General features: G+C 32.1%; 16 protein-coding genes. 14 read left to right on the forward strand and 2 right to left on the reverse strand.

All coding sequences use genetic code 11. The features are described from left to right. Positions 1–230: 230 nt before the first annotated feature. The 4 genes from BST83_RS06555 to BST83_RS06570 are packed head-to-tail and all read left to right on the forward strand — an operon-like array spanning position 231 to position 7,090. Positions 231–2,147, forward strand: a complete 1,917-nt coding sequence (locus BST83_RS06555) for an ankyrin repeat domain-containing protein (RefSeq protein ID WP_104809090.1) — start codon at positions 231–233, stop codon at positions 2,145–2,147. A gap of 28 nt (positions 2,148–2,175) precedes the next feature. Beyond that, a complete protein-coding gene (locus BST83_RS06560; protein WP_104809091.1) occupies positions 2,176–2,865 on the forward strand; it encodes a CPBP family intramembrane glutamic endopeptidase in 690 nt (229 codons plus the stop codon). 38 nt (positions 2,866–2,903) lie between these two features. Continuing rightward, complete coding sequence (locus BST83_RS06565; protein WP_104809092.1) at positions 2,904–3,791, forward strand: ABC transporter ATP-binding protein; 888 nt, start codon at positions 2,904–2,906, stop codon at positions 3,789–3,791. A 2-nt stretch (positions 3,792–3,793) separates the two neighbouring features. After that, positions 3,794–7,090: an ABC transporter permease/M1 family aminopeptidase gene (locus BST83_RS06570; protein ID WP_104809093.1), complete on the forward strand. Its 3,297-nt coding sequence runs from the start codon at positions 3,794–3,796 to the stop codon at positions 7,088–7,090. Positions 7,091–7,661: 571 nt separating this feature from the next. Here BST83_RS06570 and BST83_RS06580 read toward each other — a convergent pair. Continuing rightward, complete coding sequence (locus tag BST83_RS06580; protein ID WP_104809094.1) at positions 7,662–8,387, reverse strand: LytR/AlgR family response regulator transcription factor; 726 nt, start codon at positions 8,385–8,387, stop codon at positions 7,662–7,664. Next, a complete protein-coding gene (locus BST83_RS06585; RefSeq protein ID WP_104809095.1) occupies positions 8,384–9,481 on the reverse strand; it encodes a sensor histidine kinase in 1,098 nt (365 codons plus the stop codon). Before BST83_RS06585 ends, BST83_RS06580 begins: the two co-directional genes overlap by 4 nt. 204 nt (positions 9,482–9,685) lie before the next feature. Here BST83_RS06585 and BST83_RS06590 point away from each other — a divergent pair, with 204 nt between their 5' ends. From BST83_RS06590 to BST83_RS06635, 10 genes are all read left to right on the forward strand, one after another. Next, positions 9,686–10,765, forward strand: coding sequence for a serine hydrolase domain-containing protein (locus BST83_RS06590; RefSeq protein ID WP_104809096.1), 1,080 nt, complete (start codon positions 9,686–9,688; stop codon positions 10,763–10,765). A gap of 105 nt (positions 10,766–10,870) precedes the next feature. Further along, the gene (locus BST83_RS06595; protein WP_104809097.1) at positions 10,871–11,665 is read left to right on the forward strand and encodes an alpha/beta hydrolase; all 795 of its coding nucleotides are present in this window, start codon (positions 10,871–10,873) and stop codon (positions 11,663–11,665) included. Continuing rightward, positions 11,619–12,041 carry a hypothetical protein gene (locus BST83_RS06600; protein WP_170062752.1) on the forward strand — a complete coding sequence of 141 codons (423 nt, stop codon included), beginning with the start codon at positions 11,619–11,621 and terminating at the stop codon, positions 12,039–12,041. The genes BST83_RS06595 and BST83_RS06600 overlap by 47 nt, the downstream gene beginning before the upstream one ends. 211 nt (positions 12,042–12,252) lie before the next feature. Continuing rightward, positions 12,253–12,681, forward strand: coding sequence for a MarR family winged helix-turn-helix transcriptional regulator (locus BST83_RS06605; protein ID WP_104809099.1), 429 nt, complete (start codon positions 12,253–12,255; stop codon positions 12,679–12,681). 138 nt (positions 12,682–12,819) lie between these two features. Continuing rightward, positions 12,820–13,038 carry a hypothetical protein gene (locus tag BST83_RS06610; RefSeq protein WP_146092129.1) on the forward strand — a complete coding sequence of 73 codons (219 nt, stop codon included), beginning with the start codon at positions 12,820–12,822 and terminating at the stop codon, positions 13,036–13,038. 276 nt (positions 13,039–13,314) lie between these two features. Beyond that, on the forward strand, positions 13,315–13,866 hold the full coding sequence (locus BST83_RS06615) for a hypothetical protein (RefSeq protein ID WP_146092130.1): 552 nt from the start codon (positions 13,315–13,317) through the stop codon (positions 13,864–13,866). A gap of 5 nt (positions 13,867–13,871) precedes the next feature. Then, complete coding sequence (locus tag BST83_RS06620) at positions 13,872–14,900, forward strand: alpha/beta fold hydrolase (RefSeq protein WP_104809102.1); 1,029 nt, start codon at positions 13,872–13,874, stop codon at positions 14,898–14,900. 75 nt (positions 14,901–14,975) lie between these two features. Next, positions 14,976–16,241: an alpha/beta hydrolase-fold protein gene (locus tag BST83_RS06625; RefSeq protein WP_104809103.1), complete on the forward strand. Its 1,266-nt coding sequence runs from the start codon at positions 14,976–14,978 to the stop codon at positions 16,239–16,241. A 174-nt stretch (positions 16,242–16,415) separates the two neighbouring features. Next, on the forward strand, positions 16,416–16,811 hold the full coding sequence (locus BST83_RS21700) for an LIC_13387 family protein (protein ID WP_104809104.1): 396 nt from the start codon (positions 16,416–16,418) through the stop codon (positions 16,809–16,811). Between the two features lie 19 nt (positions 16,812–16,830). Further along, positions 16,831–17,373: a DUF2867 domain-containing protein gene (locus BST83_RS06635; RefSeq protein ID WP_104809105.1), complete on the forward strand. Its 543-nt coding sequence runs from the start codon at positions 16,831–16,833 to the stop codon at positions 17,371–17,373. The last annotated feature ends 1 nt before the right edge of the window (position 17,374 follow it).

Genomic DNA, 17,374 nt, shown 5'->3' on the forward strand with positions numbered 1-17,374 from the left:
ATGAAATAAATCCCTTCATACAAATAAGTTGATAAACTGTCTGTAACGAGGGATAAACGTCTATTGTGTCGTTATATAATGCTCTTATAACATTTAACCGTATGTGTGTCACTCGCTAACTGCTATATATCCCAAATCTTTTTTAGACATGTAAGTACTTGATACTTTTGTCTCTATCAATCAAAAAAAGGAATAGTTTAAAACTCATTAACCATTTAAAACCTATTAAAATGTCACAACTAATTAATTTTATGTGTTCACTTATAACACTATTTGTTATTAATTCAAACACCTCTCCACAAGAATTAGCTCAAAACGAAAAAATCAGCATACCTATAGAAGGTAAATGGGAAGGTAATTTAGTAATTAATGAGAATAAGTCCATTGGAATTATGTGGCGTTTCGAAACCACGGAAGAAAGAACCCTTATTGGCTTCATGGGACCTGCTTCAAAAGGAGCAGCGACAATTCCTATGCAAGATCTTAAGGTTACCGAAACGACTCTTAGTTTCTCTATTCATTCTCAGGGCAGTTTTTCAGGTTTAATTTCAGAAACGGGAATAACAGGCACTTGGAGTTCACAAAGCGGCAAGCAATTAGTGATTTATATGGCCAGAGAATTAACACAGGAACAGCTAAGCAAACGTTTTACCAAATCATCGAATGGCGATAAAATTAACATTCAACAAGAGATCGCCCTTGGAAATGTGCAAGCTGTTAAAACTTTTTTATCAAAAGGCAATGCGATAGATTCCCTTTATGGAGAAGGACAAACTTTGCTTATTTACGCCATTAAAAAAGACAGAACATATAAAGTGGCGAAGTATTTACTTGAAAATGGTGCTAATCCTAATTTAGTAACTGATGATTTAACACCTCTGATGTATGCTACTGCATATCAAAACTCTGCGATGGTTCAGGAACTTATTGGGTATAAGGCTAATGTGAATTTTATTAGTAAGGAGAAGCAATCAGCGATTGTATTTGCTATTAAAGGAAGGAATGCAGAGATACTAAAATTATTAATGGATGGTGGTGCCGATCCTAGTATACCTCTTAAAGAGGATTATTCTGCCGTAGATTTAGCAAAGGAAGAGAATATTAAGGAGATTCTAGAAGTTCTTAATATTCCATACGAAGGCGTTAGTGATGGTCCTTATGTAATGCAAACAGAAACAGGTCGTACTGCAACTTGGGTAAATAAGGGCGAAATACACACCCAGAAAATCAGATCCAAAGATTCTCAAAGTATTGAATACAATGGTGTGAAAGCCAAACTATGGAATAACACTCCCAAGGAAGTTAAACAACTCGTGTATAATGGAAATTTCAAAATTGGAGCTGTAAGCGATATTCACGGTCAATATGACACATTTATGAAACTCCTAAAAAATAATGGTGTTATTGATAATCAGGAGAAATGGAGTTTTGGAAACGGGCATTTTGTGGTTGCAGGAGATATGTTTGATAGAGGTCCACAGGTTACCGAAGTGTTGTGGTTTTTATATGATTTAGAAAAACAAGCGGAAGAAAAAGGAGGGAAGTTACATGTGCTGCTTGGAAATCATGATGTTATGGTGCTCAATGGAAATTTGCGTTCGGTACACCCAAAATACACTGAAATTGGTAAGATTTTAGAAAAACCTTTCAACACTCTTTTTAATAAAGGCACTGTTCTAGGAGATTGGTTACGCACCCGTCCAGTCTTAGTAAAAGTAAATGACATTCTATTTACACACGGCGGATTACATCCTGATCTAGTAACGAAAGGCTTGTCTATAGAAGACATAAATAATGCATTCAAATTACAATTAGTAGAAAGTGAAATGGCTGAAAAACGTAATGAAGTTGGAAACTTTCTGCATAGGCAAAACGGTCCAATCTACTATAGAGGTTATTTTCAAGGGGAATTGGCTACAGATTTACAAATAGATGCGTTGTTAAACCATTTTAATATCTCAAATATTGTCGTTGGTCATACCACACATAAGCACATTGAAATGCACTATGACGGCAGGGTAATAGTGATAGATGCCAATATGAAAAGTGGAACAATGGGAGAATTGCTATTGTGGCAAAATGGTTCTTTTAGTAGAGGGAACCTTTTGGGTAAAGAATTACCATTAGAAACTGAAGTGAATAAATAATACTAATCAATTAAAAAAAGCAACAGAAATGAAAACTAAAATACACAATTATTTAAACAAACCCTATGTAGTCGTTTTAATAATGCTCATTGCGCCAATATTTGGGTTTATTGATAGAAACTTCGTCTTTTTTTTCGGACTAGGTATTGCCTTTCTAATTTTATGGGGAAGTAATTTTGATTGGTCAAAATTCGGGATTGGAAAAAAAATTAGCTGGAAAACAGTTTTAAAGAGTTTGCTAATAACGATACTACTTATTATTGGTTTTGACATACTATTGGACCCCATATTAAAAATGTTTCTTGGTGAATATGATTTGTCATCTTTAGATGATGTAAGAGGTAATCTTGGAGGTTATATAGCTTTAATGATCATAGTGTGGGTGTTTGCTGCGTTTGGCGAAGAGTTTCTATTTCGTGGTTATTATATGAAAGCATTAGCAGAGTTATTAGGTAATAACAATAAGGCTTGGTTACTCTCTGCAATTACTACTTCAATCTATTTTGGCGTATCTCACGGTTATCAAGGAACTATTGGAATGGTGTCTTCATTTTTGTGGGCTTTCTGTATTGCAATGATATTTAATAAAAACAGGAATAACTTACTATTACTTGTGTTAGTTCATGGAATATATGATACCGTAGGAATAACACTCCTTTATTTAAATAAGGATCATATTATTTCTGATTGGGTTCAACAATTCCTACAAAACATATAGAAACAATCCAAATTAACTAACAATAAAAAACGAACACGATGAATCTTACAATAAATAATTTATCAAAGACATATTCAAATGGAATTAAAGCATTACAAAACATTTCATTAGAGATACCAACAGGTATGTTTGGTTTACTAGGACCAAATGGTGCTGGGAAATCGACACTTATGAGAACCCTCTCGACACTACAAGAAGCAGACAGTGGATCTGTCTTTCTCGGAGACATAGATGTGTTAAAACAAAAAAACGAGTTGCGGCAGGTATTAGGCTATCTACCACAGCAATTTGGTTTATACCCTAAAATATCTGCTGAAGTATTGCTAAATCATTTTGCAGTACTAAAGGGAATCTCGAATAAAAGCGAGCGTCAAGAATTAGTGAAAGCACTTTTACAAAAAACCAACTTATATGAAGTAAGAAAACAAAATCTTAAAGGCTATTCTGGTGGAATGAAACAACGTTTTGGTATCGCGCAAGCTTTATTGAATAACCCAAAACTACTTATTGTGGATGAACCAACTGCAGGATTAGATCCTGTAGAGCGAAATCGCTTTTATAATGTGTTAAGTGAATTAGGAGAACAGACCGTAGTGATACTATCTACGCATATTGTAGATGATGTTAAAGAACTCTGCACTAATATGGCTATTATCAATCAAGGTCAAGTTTGTTTAAAAGGAAATCCAATACAAATAATGGAAGACTTAAAAGGCAAGGTCTATAAAAAAACAATTGAAAAGCCCGAATTAAATGGTTATAAACAAAACTATCAAGTCATCAGTGAAAAATTATTTCTTGGAAAGCCAACGATTCACATTGTAAGCGATAATGATCCAGGTGATGGTTTCATAGGTGTTAATACTAGTTTAGAAGATGTGTATTTCTCGCAAATATTTAGCAATACAAACCTTAAATCAAATTAGTCATGTGGTATAACATTTTTAAGTTCGAAATACAATATCGCATTAAGCGACCAGACACGTATGTTTTCTTTTTATTTCTTTTTCTCTTTTCTATTGTTGGTGTCGATTTTGTTTTTCAAGGTTTCGATTTTGGAGTTATGAAAAAAAATTCGCCATTTGTAATTGCAAAAACAATGGGAGCAATTACTGGCGTATTTATGATTTTAGCCTCCATGATTATGGGCGTTTCTGTATTAAGAGATTTTGAATATGAAATTGAATCACTTATTTTTTCTACAACAATCAAGAAAAAGGATTATTTATTGGGTCGTTTTTTAGGTTCGTTTACTGTTTTGCTATTCGTATTTTCTGGTGTATTATTCGGAACGATGTTAGGCGAATGTATGCCTTGGCATAATCCAAACGATTTATTAGATTTTAATGCACTAGTTTATGTAAAGACTTTTTTAATGGTAACCTTACCAACCTTATTTTTTGGAGCATCTCTATTTTTTGTCACGGGTGCATTAAGTAGAAATCTAGTGGTAGTATATACACAAGGCATCATTTTGTTTGTGGTCTTTATGTTAACCAAAGCGATTACAAACGAATTTTGGCAAGCCATTTTGGATCCATTTTCATTAACAACAACAACTTTTGTTACAAAGTCTTGGTCTGTGCTAGAAAAGGGGACAGAAAGCATTCCATTTTTTGGAGGAGCGCTTATGTATAACAAATTGTTTTGGGCTTCTCTAGGGATAGTAGGGTTGTTGTATGGCTATAAAAAATTCAACTTTAATGTGGTTAAAAACAAGCGATCTAAGAGAAAACAAGTGCAAGCAGCAAATATTCAATCTGTTAACGATGCTAGTGCTATAGCGATCCCAGTTGCTAAAAAGCAATATGGTATGCGCTCTAAATGGACACAATTAAAACAGTTTTCTTGGTTTTACTTTGTAAGTATTTGCAAGCAGCCGCCATTCTGGGGTATTGTTATTTGTGGGATGATCATCATTCTTATAAATTCGGTAAACCTGGGAACCGTATATGGAGTGGACAGTTTTCCTGCAACCTATTTTATTGTAGAAGAACTACAAGAAACATCAATATATTTTTTCATCATCATCTTGGTGTTTTACTCTGGCGAATTGGTTTGGAAAGAACGAGGCGCCAAATTAAACTTGATTTACGATGCTTCAGCAATGTCAAGTTTTATAAACCTCGCAGGCAAATACATTGGGCTTAATCTTATTTATGTGTTGTTAATGCTCGCTTTGATTAGTTCTGGAGTTCTTTTTCAGACGCTAAGTGGTTATTATAACTACGAATTTTCGGTATATTTCTCTGGATTTTTTCTTGAAATATTACCGTCTTTGGCAGTACTCACTTTTGTAGCATTCTTTGTTCAAGCTTTGGTAAACCACAAGTTTGTGGGTATTATGGTGGTCATTATTTTATTTATTTCGATCATTACCTTGGGTGTATTTGGGTTCGATCACGATTTGTATTTTTTTGGTGGACGTTCTCTAGGAATATATTCTGACATGAATGGCTATGGTCACTTTTTGAAGCCCTATTTATTCGTTAAATCCTATTGGTTTCTCTTTGGGATACTATTACTTATTATTGGTTCACTTTTTATAGTAAGAGGCACAGAAACTAATCTCATAAAACGTCTAAAAATCAGTAAACAAAGAATAAGCAAACCACTCTTTATCTTTGGAATTGTTATTATGACGCTATTTATTTTGCTTGGGAGTTTCATTTTTTACAACACTAATGTTTTAAATAAGCACTGGACTAATTCTGAAACTACAGCATTTAGAGTTGGCTATGAAAAAGCATTAAAGAAATTTGAATATATACCACAACCAAAAATTGTTAGTGTTAATTTAAATGTTGAGTTGTATCCATCATCAAGAGATTATTCTGCGGAAGGCTATTACATTTTAAAAAACACAAATGAAGCTACTATTAATGAGGTGCATATTCAAAAAATAATAGAAGACAATGTGGTTATAAACGATGTTTCTTTTGATGGTGGAGCTACAATAAATAGCGAATACAGTACATATTATTATACCATTCACAAACTAAAAACCCTTTTAAAACCAGGTGATTCCATTAAAATGAGTTTCAAACAAACGTATACAACTAAAGGATTCCTGGCGTCAGGGTCTAACACGGCTATTGTAGAAAACGGGACTTTTTTCAATAACGAAAACTTTCCAACTTTAGGATATACTAAAAAGTATGAGCTTCAAGATAAAAAGAAACGTATAGAATTTCAATTAGCTAAAAGAAAAAATAGAGCTAATAGAGAAGAGGTGAATGAACTGCAAAATGCAAGATCTGGTGGTGATTCTGATGGTATTAATTTTGAGATGGTCATTGGGACGGAAATAGACCAAACAGCGATAGCTCCAGGGGACTTAATAAAACAATGGACGGAGAATAACCGCAGTTATTATCATTATAAAATGAAGCAGCCTATCGTTAATTTTTATGCGATGGTTTCAGCGCGATATGAATTAAAAAAAGACACATGGATTTCAAAATCCGATGCTATCTCAAAGCAAGTAGCTCTCGAAATTTACTATCATAAAGGTCATGAGTATAACATAGATAGAATGATGAGGTCTATGAAAGTGTCGTTAGATTATTACAGTACGCATTTTAGTCCGTATCAATATGAACAGTTACGTATTATGGAGTTTCCGCGGTATGCACAATTTGCACAATCATTTCCAGGAACTATTCCATTCTCGGAGTCTATAGGGTTTGTTTTAGATATTGATGATGAAACAGATGTAGATATGGCATTTTATGTGACTGCACACGAAATTGCACACCAATGGTTTGGTATGCAAGTAGCCGCAGCAAATGTAAAAGGGCGACATCTTATTTTAGAGACACTCTCTCAATATGCAGCAATGATGGTTTTAAAAGAGCACTATCCAAAAGAAAAGGTTCAGCAATTTTTAGAGTTGCAATTAGAGAAATACGAAGAAGGCAAGCGCAGAGAATCTGGAGTAGAACCAACGCTAGCATTAGTGGATAATCAAGACTATATTTATTATGCAAAAGGTGCTATAAATATGTTCGCCTTACAAGAGGCAATAGGCGAAGACCAAGTGAATCTAGCGTTAAAACGGTTTCTTGAAGATTGGAACACCATAGATGGAAAATTAAAAACGCATACAAATAACTATACAACAAGTAAAGAACTGATCGGTTATTTTAGAGAAGTTACACCAAGTAATCAACAACACATAATCACGGAACTTTTTGAATCTGTAAGTGAGTTAAAAATTAATTAAGATTATTTAGGAGTTTATCTAGACAATAAAAATTATAAACGGTATATATTAGGTTCTGTCTCATCTGTGAAAGTAAAAATCAAAACAACCCTCTTTCCTTAAAAAAATATGTTCAAAGGTCACTGTTTCCCCAAAGCAATCTTATTACAAGCGGTTTATTTTAAATTAAGGTTTAGTCTTAGCTATAGAGATGTAGAAGAATTATTATCCATTAGAAGAGCAAAAGTATGCATGTCTTCAAGATAATTTAGATTTATACTTAGAGTGTTTATTATAAAAAATCACACATTCAATAAACGTAAATTTGCGAAATGTTGATCATCTTTTAGAATGATAAAAAGTTAACTCCTTAATTTTCTTATAATTGAGTATTGGATGATGGAATTCCAGCTGCAGCTTTTGTCAAGAAGGGGAGCAAAACAGGTCTTAACATTAAGTTATTAAGGCTTTTTTGTTTTTAAGAATAGACTAAAGGTTTCAAGACAATTAGTTTTGGAATCTTTTTATGTGAAAGGTTTTGGTTGAGATTTAACGGTTTTTATAATTCTATCAAGAAATTGAGAAAGATTAATTAGTTATAAAAATCGGATTTAAAAAACTCATGAACCGCTTTTCGATAGGTTTTGCCAATGGGGATAAAAGAATCTTCTATTTTTATTTGATGTCTTTCAATAATTTTTATATAGGCGATTGAAACTATATACGACTTGTGCACCTGAATGAATTTTGCTTTTGAGATTACTTCAAAAACATCTTTCATACTTAAACGTGCAACCACTTTTTTGTCGCTTAAGTAAAAGCTAATATAATGGCCGTCTTTTTCCAAATAGCGAACGTCATTAAGTACTATACGATGTGTTTTTGGCCCACTTTTAAGGTAGATAATTTCTTCATTTGCACTTGAAGTTTGAGTTGTGTCAATGACCATAGGATTCTTATTCATTAAACGACCTTGTGCCTTATTAACCGCGATAAGAAAACGCTCGAAAGTAACTGGTTTTAGTAAATAGTCCACTGCATTTTTTTCATAACTTTCTATTGCATATTCAGTATAAGCTGTAGTGAAAATAATTAGTGGTGGATGAATCAATACTTTTAATAATTCCATACCATTGAGTTCAGGCATATTAATATCCAAGAAAATAAGATCAACCTTAGTATCTCTTAAAAAGCTCAAAGCTTGTAATGGATTTCGAAAAGTACTCAAAAGGGATAAATTTGGAGTTCTATCAGCAAAATCTGCTAATACTTCTATGGCTGCTGGCTCATCATCAATTATAACACAATTTACAATCATAAATTATCTATTCGTAGCTGTACTTCAAAGTAATTCTCATCATTATTTATGTTGAGCTCAAAACTATTTGCGTACACAAGTTCCAATCTTTTTTTAACATTTGCAATTCCTATCCCTGAATATACATGATTATTTTTACTCTGCTGAATTTTGTTTCGCACCTTAAAAAACAAACTACCATTCATGATATTAATTTCTATTCTAATAATACTGTTTTGATGTATTTTAACACCATATTTAAAAGCATTCTCAACAAAAGGGATTAACATTAAAGGACTAATATTTGTATGCTCTATATCACCTTCCAGTTTTAAGTTTACAATTACTTCCTCATCTGCAAAACGTAATTGTTGCATTTCAATATAATCCTGGATATACTTAATTTCCTTAGCAATAGGAATGTATTTCGAACTACTGTCATAGAGCATAAAACGAGTTAGACTGGAGAGTCTGGTTAAGGCTTCCGAAGCTTCTGTGTCATTATTCCGTTTCGTAATGGCATATATGTTATTTAAATTATTGAATAAAAAATGTGGATTTACTTGAGATTTTAAATAATTGAGCTCTACTTTCCATTTTTCTGCTAAAATAGTTTGCTGTCGGGTGCGTTCTTCCATAAGCTGTTTCCAATCTTTAACATATCGATAACCAAAGGATAATACTAAAAACACTAGGTTTCTTATTACATGAGGAATTTTAAGACTTCTCCTCATAGGAACATTATCATAATTTGCTCCATATAACGTTTCAAAATTTTCTGGTAAATTATAAATTGCTTGTAGTAGAAATTTTGTAAGTAATTCGATTCCTAGTAATCCGAAAAACAATAGTATAATACTCAAAATGTATTTATGAACCTGTTTATTTTTAAGGTATTTAGGAATAGCATAGTATATATTTAGAAAAAATAGCAGCCCACCAAATAATATTGAAAAGAAAAGTGCCCAATATATACTACCATCCTTAAGGTTAAAAGGGTATATAAACACATAATCTCCCATATCCTGTAATCTTGGATAAATAAAAACACTGAATAATAAAACCATTAATAAGGCCTCAATAATTCCAACTTTTATATGTTTTGTTATGCCCATAGCTCACAAATATAAGGGTTTATAAATTTCAATTATAATTTTTGGCATGAAGGCTTCCTATTTGTCACAAACGGCTCATGTCTTTAGAATTTGGTAATAAATTAGGTATTGACTGCTTTAATGTACTAAAATGGGGCGTTGGTGACATTCATTTTGTAACAATTAAAAAGGACTGTTATTTTGTTGGAAATTAAATTATAAAAAATGAAAAAAGCAATTTATTTAAAGTCTCTATTAATCGTAATTACTGTTTTATCTCTTAATTCGCAATCTCTAATTTACTCACAAAATTTCGAATCCAAGATTGATAGTTTATTGCAGGAAAAATATCCACCAAATGTACCTGGCACTACTTTTTTAATCGCCAAAAAAGGTAAAATTATTTATAAAAAAGCATTCGGCCTTTCAAATCTTGAGTTAAATGTTAGAATGAAACCTGATGATGTTTTCGAGATAGGATCGATGACAAAACAATTTACTGCAATATCGATCTTAATACTTGTAGAAAAAGGAAAACTGAATTTGGATGACGAAATAACCAAGTTTATTCCTGACTATCCTACTAATGGACATAAGATAACAATACACCACTTATTGACTCATACTTCTGGAATAAGAGACTTCACAAGAACACAAGGACTCAATGATATATCAAAAAAAGATTTAACTCCTTCAGAATTAATTAATTTTTTCAAAAATGAGCCTATTGATTTTATTCCAGGGGAACAGTTCAAATATAACAATTCAGGATATATAATTTTAGGCTATATCATTGAAACAATAACCGGGCAGAGTTATGCTAATTTTGTAGAAGAACAAATTTTTAAAAAATTAGAGATGACATCTTCGCAATATGCAAGCCATAAAAAGGTAATTAAAAATAGAGCGTCAGGATATCAAAATAAAGAAGGTTATATGAATAGCCGAGAAATTAGTTTCACATTACCATATTCTTCAGGTTCTTTAATGTCTACAGTGGATGATATGTTTAAGTGGCAAGAAGCAATAAAAAACAACCTTTTAATTATTAAAGAGACTACGGAAAAAGCATTTACAAATTATACATTGAATAATGGAGAGCATATCGACTATGGTTATGGCTGGCATATTAAAACCATAAATAATATTCGAACTTTTGAACATGGTGGTTCTATTTTTGGATTCAAATCAATGGGTGTGTATCTACCTAATGAAGATATTTATGTTATTGCGCTAAATAACTGTGATTGTAATTCACCAACCAAGATTACAAGAGAACTAGCGGAATTTGCTGCGAAGCATTAAATTAACAACTTTGTTAATTTAAGACGTATATGATATGAATCTAGAACAGAGTTATCCACAATTTAAAACATGGCTGATTTATTTATGAATAGAAAGTAATTGAATATGATTAGAAATGTAATTATTGCCTTTATAGTTTTTAACTCCTTCACTGCATTTGCGAACCACGGTATAAAGATTATAAAATTAGAATCAAAGGCGTTGAATGAAACAAGAGAGGTGATGATTCGCCTTCCTGAGAGTTATTACAAAGACTCATTAAAAAATTATCCTGTTTTGATTACACTAAATAATCAGGATAATTTTACTTGGGCGAGTAGTATCTTTGATATTCAAGCCTCTAGGTATGGATTAGAAGACATGATCGTTGTGGGACTTCCTCATAACGGAAACTACAGTGATGATAATTTCCCATTTAAGGAGGATGACAGTCTGGAGTTAAGCCAACAAGCTCAAAATTACTCAAAGTTTATAAGAGAGGAAGCACTCGTATATATTGAAAATAATTACAGAACTAACAGTGGTCGATTTATCATTGGTCATTCACTCTCAGGATTATTTGTTTTACAATTATTTATGCAATACCCTGAATCTTTTTCTTCCTATATAGTTCTAAGTCCCTCTGTTCACTATTCTCCTCAGTTGCCAACAGCTTTAAGCGATTTCTTAATTAAGAATGAAAAATTAACCAATCAAATATTTCTTTCCTTAGGTAAAATGGAGCACTCACTTATTAAAACCGAATTCAAAGCTCTTTCTCAGACTTTTGAGAAAAATGCTCCTAAAAGTTTGAATTGGGTTGTGGCATATTTGGACAATACGGATCATCTTTTATCTGCTTATAAAGGCACTTATGATGGGTTGGCATGGATTAGGCCAATTAAAAGGAATGTGGTCTAATTTTTTACAAAATGCCGGTAAATTTATGTCCTACAATATTTATAAAATTGAAGGAGATGAAGTTAAAAATGTTCATATCAGATTTCATTTTGAAACAGTTGATATCGGAATTGTATTAAGTATAAATCCTGACCATAAAATACAAGGAATGTTTATGGATGATTCCGTTAAAACAAATCCTATTGACAAGGTATATTTAATTCCAATAAGTAAAAATGAATTTTTCATCAATGGGCATCAAAATGGTGGGATGCAAGATTTAAAAATAACAATATCTAATAAGGGATTAATATTAAAAGATGGTTCCATAAATTTTAAAGCGGAGAGTATAAACCGAAAGCGGAGTAATAAAAGCCAGCAACCAATACCTCATTAAATTTAGGCTTAGATTTAAATTAAATAATGAACTAACAAACATTTAACAAACGATTTGCTACAACCAAAAAATCTCCGATTTTCCAGTTGCACAAATCTTACGCAAACATGTTGTCAACTCGTAAATTAAATAATCCTGATGAAAATTTAAAAAAAGAAAGAAATATTTTTTTATTTGATACATCAATTATATTTGCATCAAATATATAAATATGAAGATTCCATCTAAAACAGTTTTTTATACCATTGAAAAAACCATAAAAAGTTATAGAAAATTCGCAAATCATAATTTTTTAAAAGTGGTTGATGATATCACCATTGATCAAAAATTAATCCTGCAATATCTTAATTCTTTCCCTGAATTAAACCAAAAAGAAATAGCGGAATTGGTTTTTAAGGATAATGCTTCACTAACCCGGATGATTGACCTCATGGTTAATAAACAATTCCTCAAAAGATCAATGAATAATGAAGATCGCAGGAGATTTAAAATAGAAATTACTCCCAAAGGAAAAGATGTATTAAACAAACTGGAGCCTGTGATAGTGGCCAATAGAAAAAAAGCATTTTCAGGGATTACAGAAGAAGAATTAATTCAGCTTGACATTACCTTGAATAAAATTTTATCAAACCTCAAATGAAAACATTAAAAAACTTATTACTATCAATTATACTTAACACAATGCCTTGTGTTCAGGAGAAACAAAACCAAGAACTAAATGATAAAAATGAAAGTTAATACCCGATTATCTATACTGTTTATAGTATTTGTTTTTAATATGAGTTTATCCATAGCACAGGATAAAACATTTACCAAGGAATATAAAGAAAACGTAATTCAAAGTCTCTCAAAATTAATGAATGATTATTATGTGTTTCCAGAGGTTGCTAAGTTAACTCAAGAGCACCTAAAGACTCAATTGTTAGATGGCTATTTTGATCAATTTAAAAATAATGAAACTTTTGCGGCAGCCTTGACAATAAAGAAGATGGTATAAGAAGTCAATTTGAGAAACAGAATTAAATTTGATAAAAAATCTTTACTTAAGAATTAGCAATAATTTAGAAGAAGAAGATTTTAAGCAACATTGAAAGTTATGAATTTCGTCAAGCAACTAATTTACTAATGAAAATTTGAGGCGGTTATTACCAAAACCTTCTCTCTTGAGTAAATAGTCATACACATGATTATTAGAATAAACCATAAAAAAATGATAAAAAAGATTTTTGTAACATTTTTCATGATCGCACTGGGACAATGTCAAAGCCAGATAATGGCGCAGCAAAGGATGGATAAAAATACCAACCGGGAAGGCCTATTCTCACGAATAATACATAATGAAAGAGTTGCTGTTAAATTCGATTACTTTGGTGAATTGGTATTGCATCCGGGCATAAGTCTTGGGATTGATTATACACTATCATCTAAAAATTGGGTGACCGTTCATTGGGATACAGAATTAGGGGGCTATTGGCATCGATGGAATAATACGGCACTATTTGCTAAAACTTCTATTGGAACAAGGTTTCCTATTTCATACATGTTCGTAGATTTAAATTTAGGCGCGGGATACATGCACTCATTTCCAGCCGGAAAGATTTATCAAAGGTCAGCAGATGGAGGTGTAGAAAAAGCGCCTAACTGGGGCCACGCTCATTTTATGCCCACTTTTTCGGTATTGCTAGGTTGGGATAGAAGCCGGAAAGCTAATTTACCGTTTAGTATTCATATTGGAGCTGAAGCTTATTTGCAATCAGCTGTTAATCATACTTTTATACCACATGTAGCAGCAAAAGTGGGATTTACCTATAAATTCAAAAAATAACTATTATGAGATATCTTGTTTTAATATTTGTTCTATCAACAGTATTTTTCATCAGCTCTTGTGAAAAAGAAAATTTCTATGTTGGAGATCATTTCTTCGTTAAAAATGCAGGAGCGGAAATGCCCGTTTATATAAAAGGAAATATCGAATCGAATGTCTTTATCCTTTTTGTGCATGGCGGACCCGGCGGTAATGCTTCGCTATCATCTTTTCTTCCGGTAGCGAAAGAGTTGGAGAATGATTATGCCTTTGCCTATTGGGATCAGCGTGCATCAGGGCTATCTCAAGGTAATCCAGATCGGAGTACATTTACTGTTGAGCAATTTGTAGATGATCTTGATCTTGTAATAGATGCGATTAATGTGCGTCATAACTATCCTAAAATTGTTTTGTATGGAATAAGCTGGGGCGGTGCACTGGGAAGCGCATATTTGAGTACCGGCAATTTTCAGGATAAAGTGGCCGGATTTATCGACATGGATAGTGGGCATAACTTGGTTGAGGGACTTCCAAAATCTGTAGTATTTGTAAAGAATTACGCGCAGGAACAAATAGATAGTGGTGTAAATGTTGACTATTGGACGGAAGCACGTGACTGGTGTGCAACAGTTCCCGATATGACAATAGTTGACAACTATTTTAAATATGACGACTATCTGGTTAATACAAATGCTTATCGCTACGATCCAGATCAAGTAGTGCAAGGCCCTGAGGTAAGCGCCGCGGGAGTTATGAATTCATACCTTTCGCTGGCAATATTCTTTAATGGACAATATCTTGCTGAGCGCTTTAACATATTGGAATTAAATCTAAGTGCGCAAATGGCCAAAATTAAAATTCCTACATTAATTATTTGGGGCAGACACGATGGAGTAAACACTATTGAAATGGGATTTGATGCATTTAATAGCATTGGTGGCCCTGAATTTACAAACAAAGAAATGGTAATCCTCGAAAATAGCGCTCATGAAGGATATATAGAAGAGCAGGAATTATTTATGAGTTCATTCCGGCAATTTGTGGACGGACTTTAACAACATGACGTTTATATTATTTGTATTCTTGAAACAAAATCATAATGCAGTTAACTAACAATTAAACACAAACAAATGAAAAATAGCATTAAAACAGTATTAATTACAGGACTTTTTATCTTCTTACAACAATTTGCAAACTCACAAACAAATCAAAACCAACAGTTTTTACAAAAAGTAGGTGCTATTGATAGTCTTTACTCTAATACGCTAAAAGAAACTAGAAAAATTTATGTACAACTCCCTGCGGATTTCAAACCCGATGAAAACATAAAATACCCAGTAGTTTTTGTTTTAGATGGTGAAGTATTTCTCCCTACAGTGAATGATGTACAAAACTATTATAGTGGTGGCTTTGCACCCGAAATGGTTATTGTTGGCATTTCAAACGATAAAAACAGAATGCGTGACTTAACAACTTCAAAAGTAACTGAGATGTATGGAAGTCCTTTTAAACAAGAAAACGGAGAAGCTGCTAATTTTAGTAAATTCATTGAGACAGAACTGATTCCTTTTATAGAAAATAAATATCCTGTTACTAATTTTAGAACGTTAATTGGTCACTCTTATGGAGGCTTATTTACTATTTACACACTAATTCATCACCCAGAGTTGTTTTCCAATTATTTGGCGATTGATCCTAGTTTGGATTGGGATAATCAACGATTAATTAAGGAAGCAAAAGATAAAGTTTTAAGTGCTGATTACAAAGGGAAGTCATTATTTATGTCTCTGGGAGGTTCAGGGATGCCCTTAAATGAAATAAAAAAAGACACAACAGACTTTACCATATTTTCACGATCTAATATTGCTTTTTCTGAAATATTGAATCAAAACAAGCAAAATCAATTAGCTTTTGAATGGAAGTTTTATCCAAGAGATTTACATGGTACTATTTCCTTTCCTTCCATTATGGATGGTTTAATTTCTGTTTTTGAATGGTACCAGATGGAAAATGTTGACAAATATAATATGCCAACTACCACTGCAGATGAAATTAATAAGATTGTTAGGTATCGACAACATAAACTTGAAACGCATTTCGGCTACGCAGTACCTCCTTTTCCCGAATTCTTAATAAATATGCAGGGTTACATGAGTATGGATATGGATCAAATGGAAAGAGCTAAGATGTTTTTTGAACTTACCATTGAGTATTACCCAAATAGCCCAAATAGCTACGATTCTATGGCCGATTATTATGAAAGAAATGGGGATAATGATAAGGCTATAAAATTTGTAACTAAAGCATATGAAATAAGTGGAGATGATTCCTATAAAGAAAGAATTGAGGCACTAAAGAAAAAATTAACAGAGGCTAACAATGTATATAAAAAATAGACGGAATAGTAGTTAATTAATTCATTCTAGCTCGTGTCAAAGTAAGTGCTTAACTGAAAGTTTTGTGCTTATAAATCGCCTACTTTTCATATACCAAACGTTAGCGGTCATTTGGAAAAACGAAAGAACGAGAAATCATTTTTAAATAAATAATATTATGTATGCAAAATATCTTTGGGAATTTGGGTCATCAATTCTTGTAATTCTTGGAACCTTACATCTCTTACACACTTTTTTTCTGATAAGTTTTCTTCAAGAAATAAAAATGTAATTGATGAAATGAAATCATCTCACCTGAATCTTACAAAAGAAACCACAATATGGAAAGCGTGGATAGGATTTAATGCCAGTCATAGTAGTGGAGCAATGTTTATTGGAATTATAAACTTTTATTTGGCTTTAGAATATTTTACTCTTTTTCAATCCGACCACTTCTTCTTTCTATTTAATATTCTAACAATTGGTTTTTATGTTTGGTTAGCAAAAAAGTATTGGTTTAAAATTCCTTTCATCGGAATATTAATAACCTTGATTTGTTATGTTCTGTCATACCTTATAATCTTCATATAATTAACTAAATAAGAGAATAATGAAAATTCTTAAAACTGAATTTCCTGAAAATTCAATATTAAATACAAATCATAAAGAGTATGATTATTCTGACAGTTATAAAGGAGTTCTAATCGATAAGGAAAATAAAATTCATTCTACTGATATAGTAAAAGCCTTCTTTGCTTCTGGACCAAAATGGGTTGGTATATTATTTGTTCTTAGAAACAAAATTGTAACTATTTTTGGACTTAAAACTGGTAATAAGATAAATAACAGGCAACAACAATTAAACAATTTCAAATGTGAACCAAATGAACGATTAGGTCTCTTTAAAGTATTTAATAAAACTGAAAATGAAGTGATACTGGGAGAAGATGATAAACACTTGAATTTTAGGATTTCTTTGTTAACAGAAAACTTAAATACTCAACCAATAAAAAAAGAAGTTACAATATCCACAACTGTTAAATTTAATAATTGGTTTGGAAGACTATATTTTCTACCTATTCGACCTTTCCATAAATTAATTGTTCCAAAAATGTTGAAAGCAATAATCAAAGAATTGAATAAAAAAGATTGAG

Source organism: Polaribacter filamentus, from assembly GCF_002943715.1.
Taxonomy (GTDB): domain Bacteria; phylum Bacteroidota; class Bacteroidia; order Flavobacteriales; family Flavobacteriaceae; genus Polaribacter; species Polaribacter filamentus.